The sequence below is a fragment of the Streptomyces sp. NPDC004629 genome (genome assembly GCF_042873595.1).
Classification (GTDB): Bacteria; Actinomycetota; Actinomycetes; order Streptomycetales; family Streptomycetaceae; genus Streptomyces.
This window is the reverse complement of record NZ_JBIALO010000009.1, coordinates 162,739-182,997: the sequence shown is the minus strand read 5'-3', so window position 1 is coordinate 182,997 and position 20,259 is coordinate 162,739. Positions and strand designations below refer to the sequence as shown.

Here is a 20,259-nt window from a genome sequence, read left to right as displayed (position 1 = left end):
GCCGAGGCCCGCGGTGTTCGTCCTCGCCCGCGGGCGGCTGACCCGGGTGTAGCGCGGGCCACAGTGACGGCGATGGGGGAGCGGGGGGATCCTCAAGCATGCCGCGACGTTCTACGCGGCGTCCGGGGCGAGGTCCGTGGTGACGAGTGCGTATTTTTCCTCTGACGTATCTACCAATAGAACGTGGCATGTGACATGGTACTGCCCATGCAGAGCGCAGACGTCGTCATCGTGGGGGCCGGTATCGTCGGCGCCGCCGTAGCCCGGCGGCTGGCCCTGGGCGGGTTCCGGGTCACCGTGCTGGATCGTGGCGCCACCGCCGGAGGGACGTCGTCCAGCGGTGAGGGCAACATCCTCGTCTCCGACAAGGGCCCCGGTGCCGAACTCGACCTTGCGGTGCTCTCCGGCCGCCGCTGGACCGAACTCGCCCCCGAGCTTTCCGCGGAGCTGGGCCCCGGATTCCCCGATCTTGAGTTCGAGGCCAAGGGCGGCCTGGTGGTGGCGACGACCGCGACGGGCGCGGACGCGCTGGTCGCCTTCGCGTCCACGCAACGCGGCGCGGGTGTCGACGCCCGCCCGGTGAGCGCCGCGGAGGCCGCCGAACTGGAGCCCGACCTCACACCGCATGTCGCCGCGGCCGTGCTTTATCCCGACGACGCCCAGGTGCAGCCGGCCGTCGCGACGGAGGCCCTGCTCGCGTCGGCCCGCCGGCACGGCGCACGGGTGCGACAGGGCGTCACCGTGGTCGGCGGCATCGTCTCCAAAGGACGGATCGTCGGCGTGGAGACCACCGCCGGGACCTTCGGCGCCGAGCATACGGTCGTGGCCGCCGGACCCTGGTCGGCCGAGGTCGCCGGGAGCCTCGGTGTTCGTCTTCCGGTGCTGCCCAGACGGGGGACCGTGCTGGTCACCGCACGGATGCCGCACCGCATCCGGCACAAGGTGTACGACGCCGACTACGTCGGTGCCGTCGAGTCGGGGTCGGCCGCCCTGCAGACGTCCAGCGTCGTCGAGTCGACGGCGGCCGGCACCGTGCTCATCGGCTCGTCGCGAGAACGACGCGGCTTCGACGAGCGGATCGAGGCCGCGGTGGTCGGCGAACTGGCCGGCAAGGCCATGCATCTCTTTCCTTTCCTGGCCGGCGTTCCGGTCATGCGGGCCTACGGCGGGTTCCGGCCCTACGTGCCCGATCACCTCCCGGTCATCGGGCCCGATCCCCGACTGCCGGGCCTGTGGCACGCGACCGGGCACGAGGGGGCGGGCATCGGGCTGGCGCCGGGTACGGCGGACCTGCTCGCGGCGCTGATGACCGGGGCGGAGCCCGAGATCCCGGCCGCCCCCTACGCCGTGACCCGTCCATCCCTGAAGGAGGAAACGACCGGATGAAGATCTGCGTGACCGTGGACGGCGAACGGCTGCGCGCCACGCAAGGGCAGACCGTTGCCGGGCTGCTCCTATCGCGTGGCCGGGTCTCCTGGCGCACGACCGCCCAAAACGGCCGGCCTCGCGGCCTGTTCTGCGGCATCGGCGTCTGCTTCGACTGCCTGGTGACGGTGAACGGGCTCAGCGATGTGCGTGCCTGTCAGCGCCTGGTGGCCGACGGCGACGTCGTCGAGACAGCCGAGACGGGGGTGGCCGATGAGACGCGTTGACGTGCTGGTGATCGGAGCCGGACCGGCCGGGCTGGCCGCGGCTCGGGCCGCCCGGCGGGCCCACGCCCGGGTCGTACTGCTCGACGCGTCCGGCGTGCTGGGCGGTCAGTTCTGGCGCCATCCGCCGGCCGGGAGCCCGGACGCGGACAGCCACGCGCTCCAGCACAAGTGGGCCCGGTTCACCGCCCTGCGGCAGGCGCTGACGGATGATGCGGACTGCGAGATCATCACCGGCGCACAGGTCTGGGCGGTGGACCGCCGTGACAGCCTGCCGCCTGTCGTGCACGCGCTGGCCGGCCCGGCCGACGGCGGTGATCGTCGGCGCCTGGTCTTCGAGCCACGCGCCCTCGTGCTCGCCACCGGTGCGCACGAGCGCACGCTGCCGTTCCCGGGCTGGGACCTGCCGGGTGTCTACACGGCCGGCGCGGCACAGGCGATGGCCAAGGGCGAGCGTGTCGCCGTCGGCAAGCGCGTCCTGGTCGCCGGCACCGGGCCGTTCCTGCTTCCGGTCGCCGCCGGCCTGATCCACGTGGGCGCGACCGTGGTCGGTGTCGCGGAGGCGAGCGGCTGGGGGCGGATCGCCCGGGGCTGGCTGTCGCGCCCCCATCAGCTGAGGCCGCGGGACCTGATGCCCAAGTCGGCCGAACTCGGCGGGTATCTCCGTGTGTTGGCCGCGCGTCGGGTGCCCTTTCGCACCGGCGCGGCCGTGCTGGCCGCGCACGGCGAGGACCGGGTGACCGCGGTCACCGTGGCCCGGATCGACGGCGACTGGCGGCCCCTGGCGGGCACCGAGCGGCGGGTCGAGGTCGACGCGGTGTGCGTCGGTCACGGTTTCGTCCCGCGCACGGAGATCGCCATCTCCGCGGGCTGCGCGCTCGCCGCCGACGGGAGCGTGCGCGTCGACGACGAGCAGCGCACCTCGGTGCCCGGCGTCTACGCGGCCGGCGAGATCACCGGTATCGGCGGCGCCGACCTCGCCCTCGCCGAGGGTGAGGCAGCCGGCCGGGCCGCGGCGGGCCGGTCCGGTGGCACCGCCGAGGTGACCCGCCACCGTGCCTTCGCCGACCGTATGCACCGCGCGCACGGCATCAGGCCCGGCTGGAAGTCCTGGGTCGGCGACAGCACGATCGTGTGCCGCTGCGAGGAAGTGACCGCCGGGCAGCTGCGCGCAGCGCTCACCGCGACCGAGACATGCGGCCTGCGCTCCCTCAAGCTCAGCTCGCGCGCCGGTCTCGGCATCTGCCAGGGCCGCACCTGCGGCCGGAACGTAGAAGACCTTCTCCCCGACACCCCGTTGGATCCGGGACGCATGGCGAAACGCGCGATCGTCGTCCCGGTCCGGCTCGGTGAGATCGCCACGACCCCACTGAATGACACGTCCCCCACTGAATGAGAGGCAGATCATGACCAGCAAGCGATTCGATCTCGGCGGCGTCATCGTCGCGACGGCGCTGCCCTACAAGGCCGACAGCTCCGCCCCCGCAGGGCTCGCCGTCGACTACGACCGCTACGCCGAGCACTGCGACTGGCTGATCGCCAACGGCTGCCGTGGCGTCGGGCCGAACGGCTCGCTCGGCGAGTACTCGTCGCTGACCGACGAGGAGCGGCGCCGCGTGGTGCAGGTGGCCGTCGAGGCGGTGGGCGGGCGCGGCCTCGTGGTGGCCGGCGTGCACGGCGCGGGCTGGCACCAGGCCAAGCACTGGGCCGAGCTGGCCAAGGCGGACGGCGCCGACGGCGTGCTCGCCCTGCCGCCGACCCTCTACCGGGCCAGCGACGAGCAGGTGGTCGACCACTATCAACACATCGCCGAGGCCGGCCTGCCCATGATGATCTACAACAACCCGTTCGACACCAAGGTCGACCTTGCGCCGCGGCTGGTCGCGGAGCTTGCCGAGATCGAAGAGGTGGTGGCGATCAAGGAGTTCAGCGGGGACGTCCGGCGCGCCTTCGAGATCCGCGAGCTGTGCGACATCGACGTCATCGCGGGCGCCGACGATGTGCTCTTCGAGCTGATGGTGGACGGCGCGGTCGGCTGGTTCGCCGGTTTCCCCAACACGTTTCCGGCCGAGTCGGTCGCCATCTACGAGCACATGGTGGCCGGCCGGTACGAGCAGGCCCGTGAGCTGTACAAGCAGCTGGTCGCGGTGTTCCGCTGGGACTCGCGCACGGAGTTCGTACAGGCCATCAAGCTGGGCATGGACATGGTCGGCCGATACGGCGGTCCGTGCCGTCCGCCGCGCGGTCCGCTCACCCCGGCCCACGAGAAGCAGGTGCGCGCCGACATGGAACGCGCCATCTCCGGGGTCGCCGCGCTGTCCGCGGAAGCGGTCTGACATGCGGGCCGAGCGGCTGTTCTCGGCGGTCGACTCGCACACCGAGGGAATGCCCACCCGGGTGGTCACCGGCGGGATGGGCGTCATCCCCGGCGCGACGATGAACGAACGCCGGCTGTACTTCATGGAGCATCTGGACGATGTGCGCCGGCTGTTGATGAACGAGCCACGCGGGCACGCCGCGATGAGCGGGGCGATCCTTCAGCCGCCGACCCGGCCGGACGCCGATTTCGGCGTGCTGTTCATCGAGGTGTCCGGCTGTCTGCCGATGTGCGGTCATGGCACCATCGGCGTGGCCACGGTACTGGTCGAGACCGGCATGGTCGCGGTCAGCGAGCCGGTCACCACCATCCGGCTGGACACCCCGGCCGGGCTGGTGGTGGCGACGGTCCAGGTCAGCGACGGGCACGCCGACGCGGTGACGCTGGAGAACGTGCCGGCGTACAGCGACCGGCTGGACGCGGAGATCGAGGTGCCGGGGCTCGGGCGGGTGCCGTACAGCCTGGCCTTCGGCGGCAACTTCTACGCGATGGTCGACCTCGACGCGGTCGGGCTGCCCTTCGACCGGGCCCGCAAGAACGAGATCCTCACCGCGGGTCTTGCCATCATGGAGGCGATCAACACCCAGGCGCCGCCGAAGCACCCGGACATCGCCGGCCTTGACCACTGCCACCACGTGGAGTTCATCGCACCCGGTTCGACCGCCCGGCACTCCCGGCACGCCATGGCGATCTTCCCCGGCTGGTTCGACCGGTCGCCGTGCGGCACGGGAACCTCGGCGCGCATGGCCGAGCTGTGGGCCCGCGGCGAACTGGAGATCGGTGCCGACTTCGTCAACGAGTCGTTCATCGGCAGCCGGTTCACCGGGCGGCTGGTGGCGCAGACGACGGTGGGCCCGCACGCCGCCGTCGTGCCGACCATCACCGGCCGCGCCTGGGTCACCGGGCTCGGGCAGTACATGCTGGACCGCTCCGACCCGTACCCGGCCGGCTTCGAGTTCTGAGGACGACACATGGACCTGACCGAGACCTCGCCTGCCGAGCGGGCGGCCGTGCTCAATGCGATCGGGGACGAGCTGACCGCGGCGGCCGGGGAACTGATACCGCAGGCCATGGCGGAGACCGGGCTGGCCGAGCCACGGCTGGCCGGAGAGCTGAAACGCACGGTCGTCCAGCTGCGGATGTTCGCCGACGTCTGCGCCGAGGGCGAGTTCCTCGATGTGCGGATCGACGAGGCCGACCCGGAATTCGTCCTCGGCCCTCGTCCCGACCTGCGGCGGTTCAACCTGCCGGTGGGTCCGGTGCTGGTGTTCGCCGCGAGCAACTTCCCGTTCGCGTTCTCGGTCGCCGGCGGTGACACGGCCTCCGCGCTGGCCGCCGGCTGTCCGGTGATCCTCAAGGCGCACCCCGGCCATCCGCGCCTTTCGGCGCTGACCGCCGAGAAGGTGCGGTCCGCGCTGGTCAAGGCCGGCCGGCCCGCGGACACCTTCGAGGTGGTCTTCGACCAGGACGCCGCGGTACGGCTGCTGCGCGACGACCGGATCGCCGCGGCGGCGTTCACCGGCTCGTACACGGTGGGTCGCCTCCTCGCGGGGATCGCCGCCGCGCGCGAGCGCCCGATCCCGTTCTACGGCGAACTGGGCAGTGTGAACCCGGTCGTGGTGACGCCGGGCGCGCTGGCCGAACGGGCCGACGCGATCGCGTCCGGCTTCGTGGCCAGCGTGTCCGGTTCGGCCGGGCAACTGTGCACCAAGCCCGGCTTCCTGTTTCTGCCGGAGGGCCATGGCCTCGGCCCGGGGCTCGGCGCGGCGGCGGAGGCGGTGCCGGGCCATCCGCTGCTGCACGAGGGCATTGCCGCCGCCTACACCGGGCGCAGGGCCGCCGTGCTCGCCGCCCCGGGTGTGTCCGTGCTGGCCGAGGGGTTCGTCGAGGTCGGCCCGGACGGTTGGAGCCGGGCCGCACCGACCCTGGTGGAGGTGGGCCTGGACGATCTGCTGACACAGCGCGGCGCTCTGCTGGACGAAGCCTTCGGGCCGCTGTCCATCGTCGTGCGCTATGCCCCGGACCGGCCCGAGGCGTTGGTGGACGCCCTCGCCGAACTGTTCCCGGGCGCCCTGACGGCCACCGTGCACCGCGGCGCCGGGGAGCACCACGACTGGCTGCGCGGGCTCGTCGCGGTGCTGAGGGAACGCGTGGGCCGGTTGCTGTTCGACGGCTGGCCGACAGGTGTCGCGGTGACTCCCGCGATGCAGCACGGGGGGCCTTATCCGGCCACCACAGCCCCTGCGACGACCTCGGTGGGTACGGCTGCGATCCAACGCTTCCTACGCCCGGTGACCTTCCAGAACTGTCCGCCTGAGCTGCTGCCTGCGGCCTTGCGCGACGACAACCCCTGGCGCGTTCCCCAGCGCCGTGCCGCCGCCGGCGCATCGCTGAACTGGGGAAACCACTCCGCCTGACCCGGCTGGCCGAAACAGAGTTGTTACTGTCGGCCTCTTTCCCGATGAGTGCGGTGTGACATATTACTACGCCATAGCAATCAACCGGAGGCTCTCCTATGAACAGTTTGCGCATCTCCGGCACTGTGGCCCTGACCGCCACCGCCCTCCTGCTCACCGCCTGCGGAGCCGCCGACTCGGCCGGCTCCAACGGCGACACCCTCAAGGTCGCCGTGCTCGCGGCCTCCAGCCAGAACGGGTACAACCAAGCCGTCTACAAGGGCGTCCAGCAGGCCGCCGCCGCATCGGGCAAGAAGATCAGCCTGAAGCTCCTCGACGGCCAGTTCGACTCGAACACTCAGCTCTCGCAGCTCCAGAACGTCACCAGCACCGGCAACTACGACGGCGTCGTCGTGGTACCCAACGACGGTGTCGGCCTCGCGGCCGCGTTCCCGCTGTCCCGGAAGATCCCCGTCGCGACGGTGCTCAACCCCGTCGGACCGGACATCAACAAGATGGAACCGCAGGTCGACGGCGTGGTCACCACCGTCGGCGTGCCTCCCACCACGGCCGCGCAGAAGCAGGCCGAGGGCGTGGTCGGCTACTGCGCCCGCATCAATCCCTGCAAGGTCGTGCTGCTGGTCGGCAATCTGTCGACGCCGCTCGACGTGGCCCGCCGTGACGCCTACAAGAAGGTCCTCGGCCCCCACTCCAACATCAAGGTGGTCAGCACCGTCGAGGGCCAGTACGACCGGGACACCTCGCTCAAGGCGATCAGCAACGTGCTCCAGGCCCACAAGGACGTCAACGTCATCCTGTCCAACGCCGACCAGGAGGCCGCCGGCGCCCAGATCGCCCTGCAGAACGCGGGCATCAAGCCGAGCAGCATCTACCTGACCGGCGCCGGCGGCACCAAGGACGCCGTGGCCGCCGTCCGCGCCGGCACCTGGAAGGCGGCCTACGTCAACTTCCCGGTGAGCATGGGCAAGGCCGCGATGGAGCAGCTGATCAAGGCCATGGACGGGGGCACGGCGAAGGCCGTCGTCAACGCGGACGACGTCGGCGCGACCGAGCCGTACGCGACCAAGGAGACGCTGTCCAAGACCCCGGACTTCACCGGCGAGTGGAACGGCTGACGCCGATGGCCACCGCCCAGCCGGTCATCGAACTCACCGGCATCACGAAGCGATTCGGCGGAACAGTGGCCCTGGACGACATCGACCTGGCGGTGCACGCGGGCAGCGTGCACGCCCTGGTCGGGGAGAACGGGGCGGGGAAGTCCACCCTCGGCAAGATCGCAGCCGGCGTCTACACGCCCGACTCGGGGCGCATCCGCGTCGACGGGCAGCCGGCCGGGCGCTGGGACACGGTACGGGCACAGCGCCGCGGGATCGTGATGATCGCGCAGGAACTGTCGCTCGTACCGGACCTGACGGTGGCACAGAACGTGTTCCTCGGCATCGAGCAGAACAGGTTCGGCGTCCTGCGCCGCGACGGCGGCCGCCGGTTCGCCGAACTCGATGAGGTCGCGGGGTTCGGCCTCGACCCGGAGGCGCGGGTGGGCGATCTGCGCATCGCCGACCAGCAGAAGGTGGAGATCCTGCGCGCCCTGGCCCGACAGGCCAAGGTGATCGTGATGGACGAGCCGACGTCGTCGCTGACCGCGCACGAGACCCAGCGGCTGCACGAGGTGATCCGCCTGCTCACGCGGCAGGGCCGGGCCGTCGTCTACGTGTCGCACTTCCTCGACTCCGTGCTCGAAGTCAGCGACACCGTCACGGTGATGCGTGACGGCCGTAAGATCCGTACCGCGCCCGCGGCGGAGCAGACCAAGGCGTCCCTGGTGGAGGCGATGCTCGGCCGGGAGCTTGCCGTCTCGTTCCCGCCGCTGCCGCCCGCCCCCGGCCGGGACGTCGAACCACTGCTCAAGGTGGAGGCACTGGCCAGCGACGGGGGCGTGCAGCGGGCCTCGTTCGAGGTACGGCCGGGCGAGATCGTCGGGCTGCTGGGGCTGGTCGGCTCCGGGCGCACGGAGATCGCCCGCGCCTTGATCGGCGCGGACCGGGTCACCGCGGGAAGCGTCACGCTGGCCGGCCGCACGCTCGGCCGGATGACCCCACGGCACAGCCGCGACGCGGGCCTGGTGCTGGTCCCCGAGGACCGGCACGGGCAGGGCCTCGTCCTGCAGCGCAGCGTCACCGAGAACATGACGCTCGCCTCACTGGGCCGCTTCTCCCGGCTCGGCGTGATCGACCGAAGGGCGGTCGGCAAGCAGGTGGACGAGCTGGTCCGCCGCCTGGAGCTGCGCCCGGCCAGGCCGGAGCTGCCGGTCCAGAGTTTCTCCGGCGGCAACCAGCAGAAGGCACTGATCGCCAAGTGGCTGGTCGGCGACCCGAAGCTGGTGATTCTCGACGAGCCGACCCGTGGTGTCGACGTCGGCGCGAAGCTCGCCATCTATGAACTCATCGCCGACCTGGCGGCCCGCGGCATCGGAGTGCTGCTGATCTCCTCGGAACACGAGGAAGTGCTCGGTCTCGCCCACCGGGCCCACCTGGTCAGCCGAGGCGAGGTGCTCGACGAGGTGGACCCGCGCGGTCTGGCCGTCGAAGACGTCCTCCGGCGGCTGTTCGATGTCGCCGACACGGCCGGTACCGGCGAAGCAGGAAAGGCAAAGGAGTCCGTCCAATGACCGCCACCGAAACCGCGCCCGAGGCCGGCGCAGGTGCCGCCGTGCTCGGCGGCACCCCGATCGGCCCGCGCGTCATCGCCTTCGCCCGGGACTACGCCGCGCTGATCCTGCTGGTCGCGATCTTCGTGACACTGTCGATCATCTCGTCGTCGTTCCTGTCCTTCACCAACGTCATGAACATCCTCAACCAGAACGCGCCGCTCGCGATCATCGCCGTGGCCGGCACGTTCGTCATCGTCTCGGGGGCGTTCGACCTGTCCACGGCGGCGATGTACGCGGTGGCCAGCGTGGTCGCCGCGTCGATCGCCACATCGGCCGGCAGCACATGGCCGGCCCTGCTCTCCGCGCCGGTGCTCGGCCTGGTGATGGGCGCGCTCAACGGGCTCGCCGTGACCCGGCTGAGGGTGCACTCCTTCCTCGCCACACTCGCCTCCAGCCTCGTCTACAAGGCCATCGCCGTGCTGGTCACCGGCGGCTCCCTGATCACCGTGACCACGAGCGGCTTCTCCGATCTCGGACGCGGCCAGGTCGCCGGGATCTTCTACTCGGTGCTCATCCTGCTGGCCGTCTTCGCCCTCGCCTGGCTGCTGCTCAACGGCACGGTCTTCGGCCGGCATGTGTTCGCCGTCGGCGGCAACTCGGACGCGGCCCATCTCTCCGGTGTGCGCGTGGACCGGGTCAAGGTCATCGTGTTCGCGCTCAGCGGCCTGGCCGCCGGTATCGCCGCCGCGATCGGAGTCTCCCGCCTCGCGTCCGGTCAGCCGCAGGCCGGCAGCGGCCTCGAACTGCAGGCCATCGCGGCGATCATCCTCGGCGGCACCAGCATCTACGGAGGTGTCGGCGCGGTCTGGCGCTCGCTCGTCGGTGTCTATCTGATCGCCCTGATCGGCAACGGCTTCGACATCCTCAACGTCAATCCGCAGATGAAAGACCTGGTCACGGGCGTCATCATCCTCGCCGCGGTGGCGCTCGCCGCCGCCGACCGCCGTCGGCGCTGACCGGTCCCCTGAACGCAGAAAGGTTCGACATGGCTGAAGTACGCGTCGCCATCGATGTCGGCGGCACCTTCACCGATGTGGTGAAACTCGTCCCGCACACCGGGGAGTTGCGGTTCGAGAAGGTGGCCACCACCCCCGCCGAACCCACCAAGGGGGTACTGGCGGCCTTCGCCGCCGCCGAGGCCTCGCTGAGCGAGGTGACCACCTTCAACCATGGCTCCACGCTCGGCCTCAACTCGCTGCTGACGCGCACCGGAGCCAAGGTGGCGGTGGTGGCCACCGCGGGCTTCCGCGACGTGTATCTGCTCGGACGCACCGACCGGCGACCGATGTACGCGCTCACCTACCGCAAGCCGGAAGCCCTGCTGAAGCGGCGGGACACCTTCGAAGTGGTCGAGCGTTCGCTGTTCGACGGCGGCGTCGCGACACCGTTCGACGAGGCCGGCGCACGCTCGGTCGCCGCCGAGATCGCCGCCGGCGGCTATCAGGCGGTCGCGGTCGCCTTCCTGCACTCGTACGCGAACCCGGCACACGAACTCGCCATGCGCGAGGTGCTGCACGAGGTCGCACCCGGCGTCGAAGTGACTCTCTCGCACGAACTGTCCGGCGAATACCGGGAGTACGAGCGGACCTCGACGGCCGTACTGGACGCGTACATCAAACCGATCATGCGGACCTATCTCGAAGCCCTGACCAGGCGGCTGGACGAGGGCGGCTTCACCGGCCGGTTCCTCATGTCGCGTTCCGGCGGCGGCGCGATGACCGCGACCGCGGCGACCCGGCAGCCGGTCAACCTGATCCTGTCCGGACCGGCCGGCGGTGTCGTGGGCGCCGCCTCACTGGCCGAGGCGATCGGCATCCCCAACATGATCACCATCGACATGGGCGGCACCAGCCTGGACGCCTCGCTGGTGCTCGACGGCGAGCCGGTGCTGCACCAGGGCGCCGAGTTCGAGGGCCTGCCCATCAACACCACGTCCCTGAACATCCACACCATCGGCGCGGGCGGTGGCTCGATCGCCTGGCTGGACGCGGCCGGCGCGCTCCAGGTCGGCCCGCAGAGCGCCGGGGCCTCCCCGGGACCGGCCGCGTACGGGCGGGGCGGCATCCAGCCCACCTTCACCGACGCCGCCCTGGTCCTCGGCTACATGGGCAGCGATGTGCCGCTCGGCGGCTCGCTGGTGCTCGACCACGACCTCGCCGCCAAGTCGTTGCAGCCGATCGCCGACCGGCTCGGGATGAGCCTGCATACGGTGGCCCGCGGCATCGTGCGGATCTCGACCACCAAGATCGTCGGCGCGGTCCGGGCGATCACCGTCGAACTCGGCCGCGACCCCAAGGACTTCGCGCTGCTCTCGTTCGGCGGTGGCGGCGGCCTGGTCGCCGTGGACGTGGCCCGCGAACTCGGCATCCCGACCGTCATCGTGCCGCCCGGACAGGGCGCGTTCTCCGCGCTGGGCATGCTCATGGCCGACGTACAGCACGACTATGCGCGCACCGACGTGCTCCCCTTGGCCTCCACCCCGGACGCGTACTTCGAAGAGGCGTTCACCGCGATGGAGGCCGAGGCCGACACCGCCCTCGGCGAAGAGGGCTTCGCCCCCGAGAACCGCGCCCTGCACCGCTCGGTCGATCTGCGCTACGCCGGCCAGGAACACGCGGCGACCGTGCCCTACCCGGCCGAGAACGTCGCCGACGGCCTCGCGGAGAGCTTCCGCGCGCTGCACGAACGGCTCTACGGCCACGTCATGGACGACCCGGTCGAGATCGTGACGCTGCGGCTGCGCGCCGTCGGCCTGGTCGACAAGCCCGCCTGGCCCGTGCACCCCGAGCGCACCGCAGGCGAGCCGCCGGAGCTGGGCCGGCGCCAGGTCTTCGCCCACTCGGACACAGGTGTGCCCTACCGCCTGGTCACCCGGGAATCGCTGCTGGTCGGCGACGTGATCGACGGCCCCGCCGTGGTCGCCGAGCACACCGCCACCACCGTGTTGCACGCCGGCGACCGGCTGCGCGTGGCCGAACACGGCGAACTCGTCATCAGCGTCAAGGCCGAGGAGAAGGACCAGTGACCGACGCGATCACCCTTGAGGTCATCCGGCACGCCCTGCTCGCCACCGCCGAGGAGATGGCCCGCAACCTGTGCCGGACGGCGTACAACACCGTGGTCTACGAGATCCACGACTACGGCATCGGGGTGCACGACGCGAACGGCGACGTGGTCGCCGACGCCCCCGGCATCGCGATCTTCACTCGGGGCAACGACCACGGCATCCACCGGGCGATCGAGCACCTCGGCGCCGAGAACATGGCCCCCGGCGATGTGTTTCTGCTGAACTATCCCTACTGGTCGTCGGCGCACACCCTGGACACCCTCGTCTTCGCGCCGATCCACGCCGACGAGCAGCTGATCGGCTTCGCCTCGTGCCGTATCCATGTGCTCGACCTGAAGCAGAAGAACCCCGGGTACGTGCTCGACTCGACCGACATGTATGAGGAAGGCATGTTCTTCCCGGGCTCGCGCCTCTACCGCGCGGGCACGCCCAACCAGGAGATCTTCGACATCATCCGGTTCAACTCGCGGATGCCCGAGCGGACCATCGGAGACCTGCAGGCCCAGGTGTCGGCCTGTGTGACGGGAGTGCGGCGCACCCAGGAACTGGCCGCCAAGCACGGCGCCGACGTCCTGGTCTCCGCGATGCGGTCGATCAACGACCACGGCGAGCGGCTGGCCCGGCTGGCCCTCGCCCAACTGCCGCGCGGCACCTGGAGCGCCACCGACATCGTCGACTCCGACGGCGTCGACACCGACCGCGAGATTCTGCTCAAGGCCACGGTCACCATCACCGAGGACGAGTTCGTCGTCGACTGGACCGGAAGCGAACGCGACGTACGCGGCCCCATCAACCTGCCGGTGGGCCAGACGATCGCGCTCTCCAGCCTTGTGTTCAAGGCTCTGACCACGCCGGACACCCCGGTGGTGGCCGGCAACTTCGCCCCGCTGCGGGTGATCACCGACCCCGGCAGCGTCATGCACGCCGTGCCGCCCATGCCCACGTTCACCCTGTGGACCGGTCTGCTCGCCGGCGAAGTGATCCTCAAGGCGCTGGCCCAGGGCATGCCGGAGCGCATTCCGGCCTGCTCCGGCGGCGACGTCTCCTCCATGATGGGCCTCGGAACGAACCCGCGAACGGGCCGGTCCTGGCTCGAAGCGACCAACGAGGCCGTCGGCTTCGGCGGACACGCGGGCGGCGACGGAGAAGACGGCATCATGCACATGTCCGAACCGGGCTGCCGCAACAACCCGGTCGAGGTGCTGGAACAGAAGTCGCCCATGTTCATCGAACACTACGGATATGTGCCGGACACGGCAGGCCCGGGCAGGCATCGCGGCGGCGTCGGCGTCCAGCGCGTCTACCGGTTCACCGCGCCCTCCACCGGTATCGCGCTGGTCTACCGCACCAAGTCGGCACCCTGGCCGATCGCCGGCGGCGAACCCGCGACCCCCGCCCGCATCGTGCTCAACCCGGGCACCGACCGGGAGGTCGTCACCCGCGGCAGCTACAACTCGCTCGCGGCGGGGGACGTGCTCGCCAACGTCACCGGCGGCGGGGGCGGCTACGGGCCGGCCTTCGAACGCGAGCCCGCGAAGGTGCTGGAGGACGTGATCGACGGCCTCGTGTCCGTCGAGGCGGCCCGGTCCGCCTACGGCGTCGTGATCACCGAGCAGCCGTGGGCCGTCGACGAGCCGGCCACGGCACGGCTGCGGGCGGCCCGATGAGCACCGTCGACCTCGTCATCACCGACGCGTTGCTGCACGAGGGCGAGCCCGTCGAAGCCGACGTCGTCGTCCACGACGGGCGGATCGTGGCCGTCGGCCCCGGCGCGGGCCGTGGCCACACGGCCGCGCGGACCCTCGCCGCCGCCGGCGCGTCGCTCCTGCCGGGTCTCATCGACGCGCATTTCCACGCCTACGCGACCAGCCTCGACGCCTGGCGGCTGGAGAACGCACCCCTCAGCTTTGTGGCGCTGGCGGGCGCCCGCAGGCTGAGCCGGGCGCTGCGCCGCGGGTTCACCACGGTCCGTGACGTCGCCGGCGGCGACGCGGGCCTGGACCGGGCGATCACCGCGGGACTGATCGAGTCCCCCCGATACCTGTGGACCGGCCCGGCCATGAGCCAGACCGGCGGTCACGGCGACCCGCGCTCCGCCGACACCGACATCTGCTTCCACTCCGGGCCCATGAACCAGGTCGTCGACGGAGTGGACGACCTGCGGGTCGCGGCGCGCGACCGGTTCCGCCGCGGCGCGCACGCCCTCAAGATCATGACCTCCGGCGGTGTGGTGTCGCCCACCGACCCGATCCGGGTGCCCCAGTACTCGGCCGAGGAGATCGAGGCGGTCACCGGGGAGGCCCGGCGCCGCGGCAGCTACGTCGCCGCCCACGCCTACTCACCCGAGGCGATCCGGCACTCCATCGCGAACGGGGTGCGCTCCATCGAGCACGGCAACCTGCTGGACGAGGACACGGCCACCGCGATGGCCGAGGCGCGGGCCTTCCTGGTGCCGACCCTCGTGGCCTACGACGCGATGGCCCGGCGCTGGCAGGAAGTGGCCCTGAGCCCGGTGCAGCGCGCCAAGAACGCCGAGGTGCTGGACTCCGGCCTCAGGGCGGTGCAACGGGCCCAGGCGGCCGGGGTGCGCGTCGGATTCGGGACCGACCTGATGGCCGACCTGGAAGACGATCAACTGCGCGGACTGGAACTGCAGGCCGAAGCCATCGGCTGGCAGGCGGCCCTGCGCTCGGCGACCCGGGTGAACGCGGACCTGATCGACCGGCCCGACCTGGGCCGTGTCGAGGCGGGCGCGACCGCGGACCTGCTCCTGCTGGACGGCCCGCTCACCGACGACGAGAGGCTGCTGTGGGACGGGACAAGGAACCGCACCGTGATTCAGGCAGGTGTGCCGAAGTGACTGTTCCCGCACTGTCCTGTCTGATCCTGCCCGACCAGGCACCGGCGGAGTTCATCGCCCGGGTCCGCGACGCGGAGCAGGCTGGCGCGCGTACGGTCTGGACGTACGACCACCTGTCCTGGCGCGACCTGGCCGACGGCCCCTGGTTCGGCACGGTGCCGCTGCTCGCGGCGGCGGCCTCGGCGACCTCCACCGTGCGTCTCGGCGCACAGGTGGCGACGCCCAACTTCCGGCATCCGGTGCCCTTCGCGAAGGAGGTCTTGACCCTCGACCATGTCGCCGCGGGACGGCTGGACCTTGGCATAGGAGCGGGCGCGGAGGACGCGGACGCACGCGTGCTCGGCCGGCCGCCGGCGTCCCGCAAGGAGCGCGCCGACCGGTTCGAGGAGTGGGCGACGCTGCTCGCCACCCTGCTGGAGCAGGACCGCACGGATTTCCATGGCTCCTTCTACAGCGCCGAGGACGCCCGCATGATCCCCGGCTGTGTGCAACAGCCCCGGGTGCCGCTGACCGTCGCCGCGACGGGCCCGCGGAGCATGCGACTGGCGGCACGCCTGGGCGCGGCCTGGGTGACGTACGGGCCGTATCGCCAATCCCCCGCGCCGCGGGAGTGGCTGGCGGCGATCGCGGAGCAGAGCACGCATCTGGACGCGGCGATCGCCGCAGTGGCGCCGGGCAGAGGGATCCGCCGCATCGCGCAGGTGGCGCTCGACGAAGCCCGCCCGTTCCAGGACGCCGACACCTATCGGCAGTTCGCTAAGGACGTGGCGGCGGCGGGATTCGACGAACTCACCGTGCACTGGCCCCGCACCGACGGCCGGGGCGTGCCGGCCGCCGCCCTCGACATGGTGGTCGCCACCCATACCGGATCCCCGGTATGTCACGGAACGTGATGCCTCGGACACGCCGCCTCGCGGAAAAGGACAGGCCCCGACGGTGCAAGTGACGCGATCGGTAAGATGTGCCATTGCACTGGGGGACAGAGTTCGGCCGTTGATTGGTGATGGGGATATTCATGGTGACCGCGGACAGTGACTCTCTGGCTCCGCTCGCGCCCGCCAGCAGCCTGCGTGAGCGGGTCGAGGAGGCGATCGCCGCGGCCATCGTCTCGGGTCAGATGCCTGCCGGGGAGGTGTTCTCCGCCCCGACCCTGGCCGCGCGCTTCGGTGTCTCGGCCACACCGGTCCGAGAGGCGATGCTCAACCTGGCCAAGCGCGGCATGGTCGACATCGTCCGCAACAAGGGCTTCCGCATCACCGCGGTGAGCGAGGAGGAACTGCGCGCGATCGTCGACGTACGCCAACTGCTGGAAGCGCCGGCGGTCAGGCGGCTCGCGGGAGGACTCGCCGAGGCCGACCTGACCCGCCTGCGCGGCCTGGCCGAGGAGATCGTGCGGGGCGCCCGCGATGCCGACCTGACCCACTACCTTCAGGCCGACACGGCCTTCCACCTCACGCTGTTGAAACTGGCCGGCAACCCGAGGCTGCACGACATCGTTGCCGACCTGCGTGCCCAGACGCGTCTGACGGGTCTGGCGAATCTGGTGGCGACGGAGGAACTCCAGGCGTCGGCTCGCGAGCACCTGGACCTGCTGAACCTCCTGGAGGCGGGGGAAGCCGAGGAGTGCGAGCGGCTGATGGTCCGGCACATCGGCCACGTCCTGGGCTGGTGGGCCGGCCACAAGGAGGCGTGACATCCCGCCGTTCGACGCGCCGTCGCCGCAGCGCCGGTCGACCCGGCCTGCGGCGCCGCCCGTCGCCGCGGCGGGGCGCTCTGATGCCGCACTCGCCGCCCGCCAGGACGCACTGCGGCAGGTCGACGCGGACGCGCCGGCCGCGGCCTGCCGCGGGATGCTTCCCCCTTCCCGGTTCACCGGCGTCCTCGTCGGCCCCACCACCGCCCCGGACTCCGTCGGACCCTGGCGGCTGGAGCCGGGCCAAGGCGCGTCACCGGCCGGCGGGTTGTCGACACCTCAGACATAGCGCGGGATCAAGGTGCCGCGGTCCACAGCCGCGGACACACGGCGGGATCCGCGTAGCCGGGGGTGCCGCCGGGCCTGACCGGGCCGAACGACATGCGGTCACGCGATCGTTGCCCGGTCGCGTGGAGGGGCGGCGTGCACAGAGATCGTGACGTTACCGCCCCGGCGCAGGGTGTTGTAGATGGGGCAGCTGTCGGCGAAGAGCCCGGCCAGTGTCTCGGCCTCCTCCTGGGTCACTCCGCTCAGCCGGAGGCCGATGCGGATGGCCGCGTAGCGGGTGGGGTCCTGCGGGTCTCGTTCGTAGCTGACGTGGGCGTGCCCGTCGGTCAGGCCGGACCCACGCTCCTCGGCGTGGAGCTGGATGTTGCTGAGGGAACAGGAGGCCAGGGAGGACAGCAGCAGCTCTCCGGCCTGGACGGCCTCGGCCGGTCCGGTACGGGCGTCGGACACGAAGTGGTTGCTTCTGGCAGCCACCAGGAAACGGCCCACGGTGTCCGTGGTCCTGCCGGTGATGCTCACGGTGTCGACTGCGGTCGTCATCGGGTTGTCGTCCTCATGGTCGTCGGCGGCGGACGGACGGGCGCGGCGGTGTGCGGCCCCGGTCGGCGGGTGCTCAGGCACCGAAGCGGCGGCTGTGCCAGGCTCCGGCCTCCGGGCGTGCCAGGCCCAGGTTGTCGCGCAGGGTCGTGCCCTCGTACTCGGTGCGGAAGACACCGCGACGCTGCAACTCGGGAACCACCTGGCGGACGAAGTCCTCGAACGCACCCGGAGCGTGGACGGCGCCGATGGTGAATCCGTCGCAGGCGCCCTCCGAGTACCACCGCTCCATGCCGTCCGCCACCTCCGCGGCCGTGCCGACGAAGGCACCCTCGGTGCGGCCACCGTAGCGCTTTCCCAGCTCACGCAGGGTCAGTCCGTCGCGCCGCGTCATCTCCACGACCTCCTTGTAGTGGCCCTGTACGCCCGGCGCGTCCACGTCGGGCAGCGGCTCGTCGAGGGGGAGGCCGGCCAGGTCGACGTCCAGGTGATAGGCGAGCGTCGACAGGCCGGCCAGCGGCGGCACCAGGTCTTCCAGCCGCTTCTGGGTCTCGCGGGCCGCCTCGGTGGTCGGGCCGATGACGGGAGTCGCCATGGGCAGGATCCTGATGTCCTCGGCGCGGCGACCGTGACGCACGGCGCGGGCCTTGACGTCCCTGTAGAAGTCCCGGGCTGATTCCAGCGAGGCGTGGCTGCAGAAGATGACATCCGACCAGCGAGCGGCGAAGTCCCGCCCCTTGGGAGAGGCGCCGGCCTGGATGATCACCGGGTAGCCCTGAGGCGGACGGGAGACGTTCAGGGGGCCGCGGACACTGAACCACTCGCCCTCGTGGTCGATGCGGTGGACCCGTGCGGGGTCGGCGAAGAGGGGCACGGCCGGGTCCATGACCAGGGCGTCGTCCTCCCAGCTGTCCCAGAGCTTGCAGGCCACTTCGAGGAACTCGTCGGCCCGGTCGTAACGCTTGTCGCGGTCGATGTGCCGGTCGTTGCCGAAGTTGCGGGCCTCGGAGTCCTGGAAGGAGGTCACCACGTTCCAGGCCGCGCGGCCGTGGCTGAGGTGGTCGGTCGTGGCGAACGACCGGGCCACCGGGAAGGGCTCCAGGTAGCTGGTGGAGACCGTGGCGGCCACCCCGAGGTGATGGGTGACAGCCGCGACCGAGGCGAGGATGGGCGTCGGGTCGAGACGGAGGGAGCCGAGCGCGCCGTAGCGCAGTTGGCTGTCCGTGCTGTTGTCGAACCGGTCGGGTACGGACAGGATGTCGGCGAAGAACATCAGGTCGAATCTGCCCTGTTCGAGGACCCGTCCGATGTGCTGGTAGTAGGAGGCGGACAGCCAGTTCGGCTCGGCGCCCGGGTAGCGCCAGCCGCCGGGCCGGCCGGGCCCCGCGGTGACGAAGGCGGCGAGGTGCATCTGGTTCCGGGAAGTGCTCATCAAGGGGCTTTCTGCCGTGGCGGGTTGTGGGCGTCGGGGGCTTCCAGGGGTGCCGGTGCCGGTTCACCGCGCGAGTTCGGCGGCGACCGTCTTCCTGATCGAGTCGAACCGGGAGTCCCGCAGGAACCCGGCCACATCGATCTTCGACGGGTAGACGCCCAGGGCATGGAAGTTGTCGGCGAGGTCCTGGGTGCTGTCGATCGCCTTGGCGTCCACCGCCGCAAGCGTGTCGGCGTTGGAATCGGACAGGAGCTTCTTCCGGGTCAGTTCGAGGTAGACCTCGCGCTCCAGTTTCGCGGAGCCGAATCCGCCGATGCGGTCGAAGAACTCGACACTCTTCTCCGGGGAGCCGTTGACGCGACGCTGGACATCGCGGACGGCGCGCACGGCCTTCGCCACGGCCTCGGGGAATTCCTTCGCGAAGGACTCGCTCGCCACGTAGAAGCTGTAGTCGTACGTCTTGACGTTCGGCAGGCTGCGGGCCCGATGCCGGGCCTTGGCCAGGCCGATGGCGGGCTGCCAGCCGATCCAGGCGTCCACCTTGCCGTTGGCGAAGGCCGACTCCGCGTCGGCGGCCGGCAGATCGACGTACTCGATGTCGTCGAGCCGCAGGCCGGCGCTCTCCAGGTATTTGATGAGGCTGTAGGTGCCGGTCGTGCCCTTCTGGTCGGCGATCCGTTTGCCCTTCAGATCAGCCGCACCGCGGATGGAGGAGCCCCGCGGCACAAGGATCTCGACCTCTGTGCCGGGCAGGGGGTAAGCGGCGAGCGGCACGATGGGGACTCCGCCGCCGACCGCGTAGGCCACGGCGGTGGCGGTGGCGAACGAGAAGTCGACACTGCCGGCCTTGAACGCCTCCATGACGGGCAGGGAGGCGGTGAAACCCGAGGGCCAGGCGACCGACGTTCCGCCGAGTTCCTTGCCGATGTCCACGCCGTCGAACTTGTGGCGCAGAGCCGCCGGTACACCGGTCTTGCCGTTTCCGATGACCGCGAAGCGGAGCTTGGCGGGCACGCCCTCGGCGAGCTGTTCGGTCTTGGGCGCGGAGCTGCCTCGGCCGCAGGCGGCGAGGGCGGGAGCGAGCGCGGCGACGCCCCCCAGGGCGAGGAGGCGGCGGCGCGAGGGCCCGGCCGGCGATGTGACGGAGGGTCGGGAAGCGGTGATCGGGTATCTGGGCATGGTGAATTCCTTCGTTGCGCGAGGCGCGGGATGGCAAGGAGCGGTCAGCT

The 20,259-nt window shown here is 71.1% G+C and carries 17 protein-coding genes; 14 read left to right on the top strand and 3 right to left on the bottom strand.

All coding sequences use genetic code 11. The features are described 5' to 3' along the window. The first annotated feature begins 207 nt into the window (after positions 1–207). The 14 genes from ACFYTE_RS15990 to ACFYTE_RS15925 all read left to right on the top strand — a co-directional run bounded on the left by ACFYTE_RS15990 (position 208) and on the right by ACFYTE_RS15925 (position 16,773). Positions 208–1,386: an NAD(P)/FAD-dependent oxidoreductase gene (locus ACFYTE_RS15990; RefSeq protein WP_388709943.1), complete on the top strand. Its 1,179-nt coding sequence runs from the start codon at positions 208–210 to the stop codon at positions 1,384–1,386. Continuing rightward, positions 1,383–1,652, top strand: a complete 270-nt coding sequence (locus ACFYTE_RS15985; protein ID WP_388709941.1) for a (2Fe-2S)-binding protein — start codon at positions 1,383–1,385, stop codon at positions 1,650–1,652. Before ACFYTE_RS15990 ends, ACFYTE_RS15985 begins: the two co-directional genes overlap by 4 nt. Next, positions 1,639–3,045: an FAD-dependent oxidoreductase gene (locus ACFYTE_RS15980; protein ID WP_388709939.1), complete on the top strand. Its 1,407-nt coding sequence runs from the start codon at positions 1,639–1,641 to the stop codon at positions 3,043–3,045. The genes ACFYTE_RS15985 and ACFYTE_RS15980 overlap by 14 nt, the downstream gene beginning before the upstream one ends. Before the next feature lie 10 nt (positions 3,046–3,055). Then, a complete protein-coding gene (locus ACFYTE_RS15975; protein ID WP_388709937.1) occupies positions 3,056–3,985 on the top strand; it encodes a dihydrodipicolinate synthase family protein in 930 nt (309 codons plus the stop codon). A gap of 1 nt (position 3,986) precedes the next feature. Further along, positions 3,987–4,988 (top strand): proline racemase family protein, encoded by a 1,002-nt coding sequence (locus ACFYTE_RS15970; protein ID WP_388709935.1) that lies wholly within the window; start codon positions 3,987–3,989, stop codon positions 4,986–4,988. A 9-nt stretch (positions 4,989–4,997) separates the two neighbouring features. Further along, a complete protein-coding gene (locus ACFYTE_RS15965; RefSeq protein WP_388709934.1) occupies positions 4,998–6,443 on the top strand; it encodes an aldehyde dehydrogenase (NADP(+)) in 1,446 nt (481 codons plus the stop codon). 98 nt (positions 6,444–6,541) lie between these two features. Beyond that, positions 6,542–7,558, top strand: a complete 1,017-nt coding sequence (locus ACFYTE_RS15960; RefSeq protein WP_388709932.1) for a sugar ABC transporter substrate-binding protein — start codon at positions 6,542–6,544, stop codon at positions 7,556–7,558. Positions 7,559–7,563: 5 nt separating this feature from the next. Further along, the gene (locus ACFYTE_RS15955; protein WP_388709930.1) at positions 7,564–9,111 is read left to right on the top strand and encodes a sugar ABC transporter ATP-binding protein; all 1,548 of its coding nucleotides are present in this window, start codon (positions 7,564–7,566) and stop codon (positions 9,109–9,111) included. Next, on the top strand, positions 9,108–10,109 hold the full coding sequence (locus ACFYTE_RS15950; protein ID WP_388709928.1) for an ABC transporter permease: 1,002 nt from the start codon (positions 9,108–9,110) through the stop codon (positions 10,107–10,109). Before ACFYTE_RS15955 ends, ACFYTE_RS15950 begins: the two co-directional genes overlap by 4 nt. Before the next feature lie 29 nt (positions 10,110–10,138). Beyond that, on the top strand, positions 10,139–12,178 hold the full coding sequence (locus ACFYTE_RS15945) for a hydantoinase/oxoprolinase family protein (protein WP_388709926.1): 2,040 nt from the start codon (positions 10,139–10,141) through the stop codon (positions 12,176–12,178). Continuing rightward, positions 12,175–13,887: a hydantoinase B/oxoprolinase family protein gene (locus ACFYTE_RS15940; protein ID WP_388709925.1), complete on the top strand. Its 1,713-nt coding sequence runs from the start codon at positions 12,175–12,177 to the stop codon at positions 13,885–13,887. Before ACFYTE_RS15945 ends, ACFYTE_RS15940 begins: the two co-directional genes overlap by 4 nt. After that, complete coding sequence (locus ACFYTE_RS15935; protein WP_388709923.1) at positions 13,884–15,080, top strand: amidohydrolase family protein; 1,197 nt, start codon at positions 13,884–13,886, stop codon at positions 15,078–15,080. Before ACFYTE_RS15940 ends, ACFYTE_RS15935 begins: the two co-directional genes overlap by 4 nt. Beyond that, on the top strand, positions 15,077–15,973 hold the full coding sequence (locus ACFYTE_RS15930) for an LLM class flavin-dependent oxidoreductase (protein ID WP_388709921.1): 897 nt from the start codon (positions 15,077–15,079) through the stop codon (positions 15,971–15,973). Before ACFYTE_RS15935 ends, ACFYTE_RS15930 begins: the two co-directional genes overlap by 4 nt. Positions 15,974–16,095: 122 nt before the next feature. Then, on the top strand, positions 16,096–16,773 hold the full coding sequence (locus ACFYTE_RS15925; protein ID WP_388709919.1) for a GntR family transcriptional regulator: 678 nt from the start codon (positions 16,096–16,098) through the stop codon (positions 16,771–16,773). A 387-nt stretch (positions 16,774–17,160) separates the two neighbouring features. On the opposite strand, the gene ACFYTE_RS15920 is transcribed toward ACFYTE_RS15925, so the two are convergent. From ACFYTE_RS15920 to ACFYTE_RS15910, 3 genes are all read right to left on the bottom strand, one after another. Next, the gene (locus ACFYTE_RS15920; protein ID WP_388709918.1) at positions 17,161–17,601 is read right to left on the bottom strand and encodes an OsmC family protein; all 441 of its coding nucleotides are present in this window, start codon (positions 17,599–17,601) and stop codon (positions 17,161–17,163) included. Between the two features lie 73 nt (positions 17,602–17,674). After that, positions 17,675–19,030, bottom strand: a complete 1,356-nt coding sequence (locus ACFYTE_RS15915; RefSeq protein WP_388709916.1) for an LLM class flavin-dependent oxidoreductase — start codon at positions 19,028–19,030, stop codon at positions 17,675–17,677. 63 nt (positions 19,031–19,093) lie between these two features. Further along, a complete protein-coding gene (locus ACFYTE_RS15910) occupies positions 19,094–20,209 on the bottom strand; it encodes an NrtA/SsuA/CpmA family ABC transporter substrate-binding protein (RefSeq protein WP_388709914.1) in 1,116 nt (371 codons plus the stop codon). Positions 20,210–20,259 lie beyond the last annotated feature (50 nt).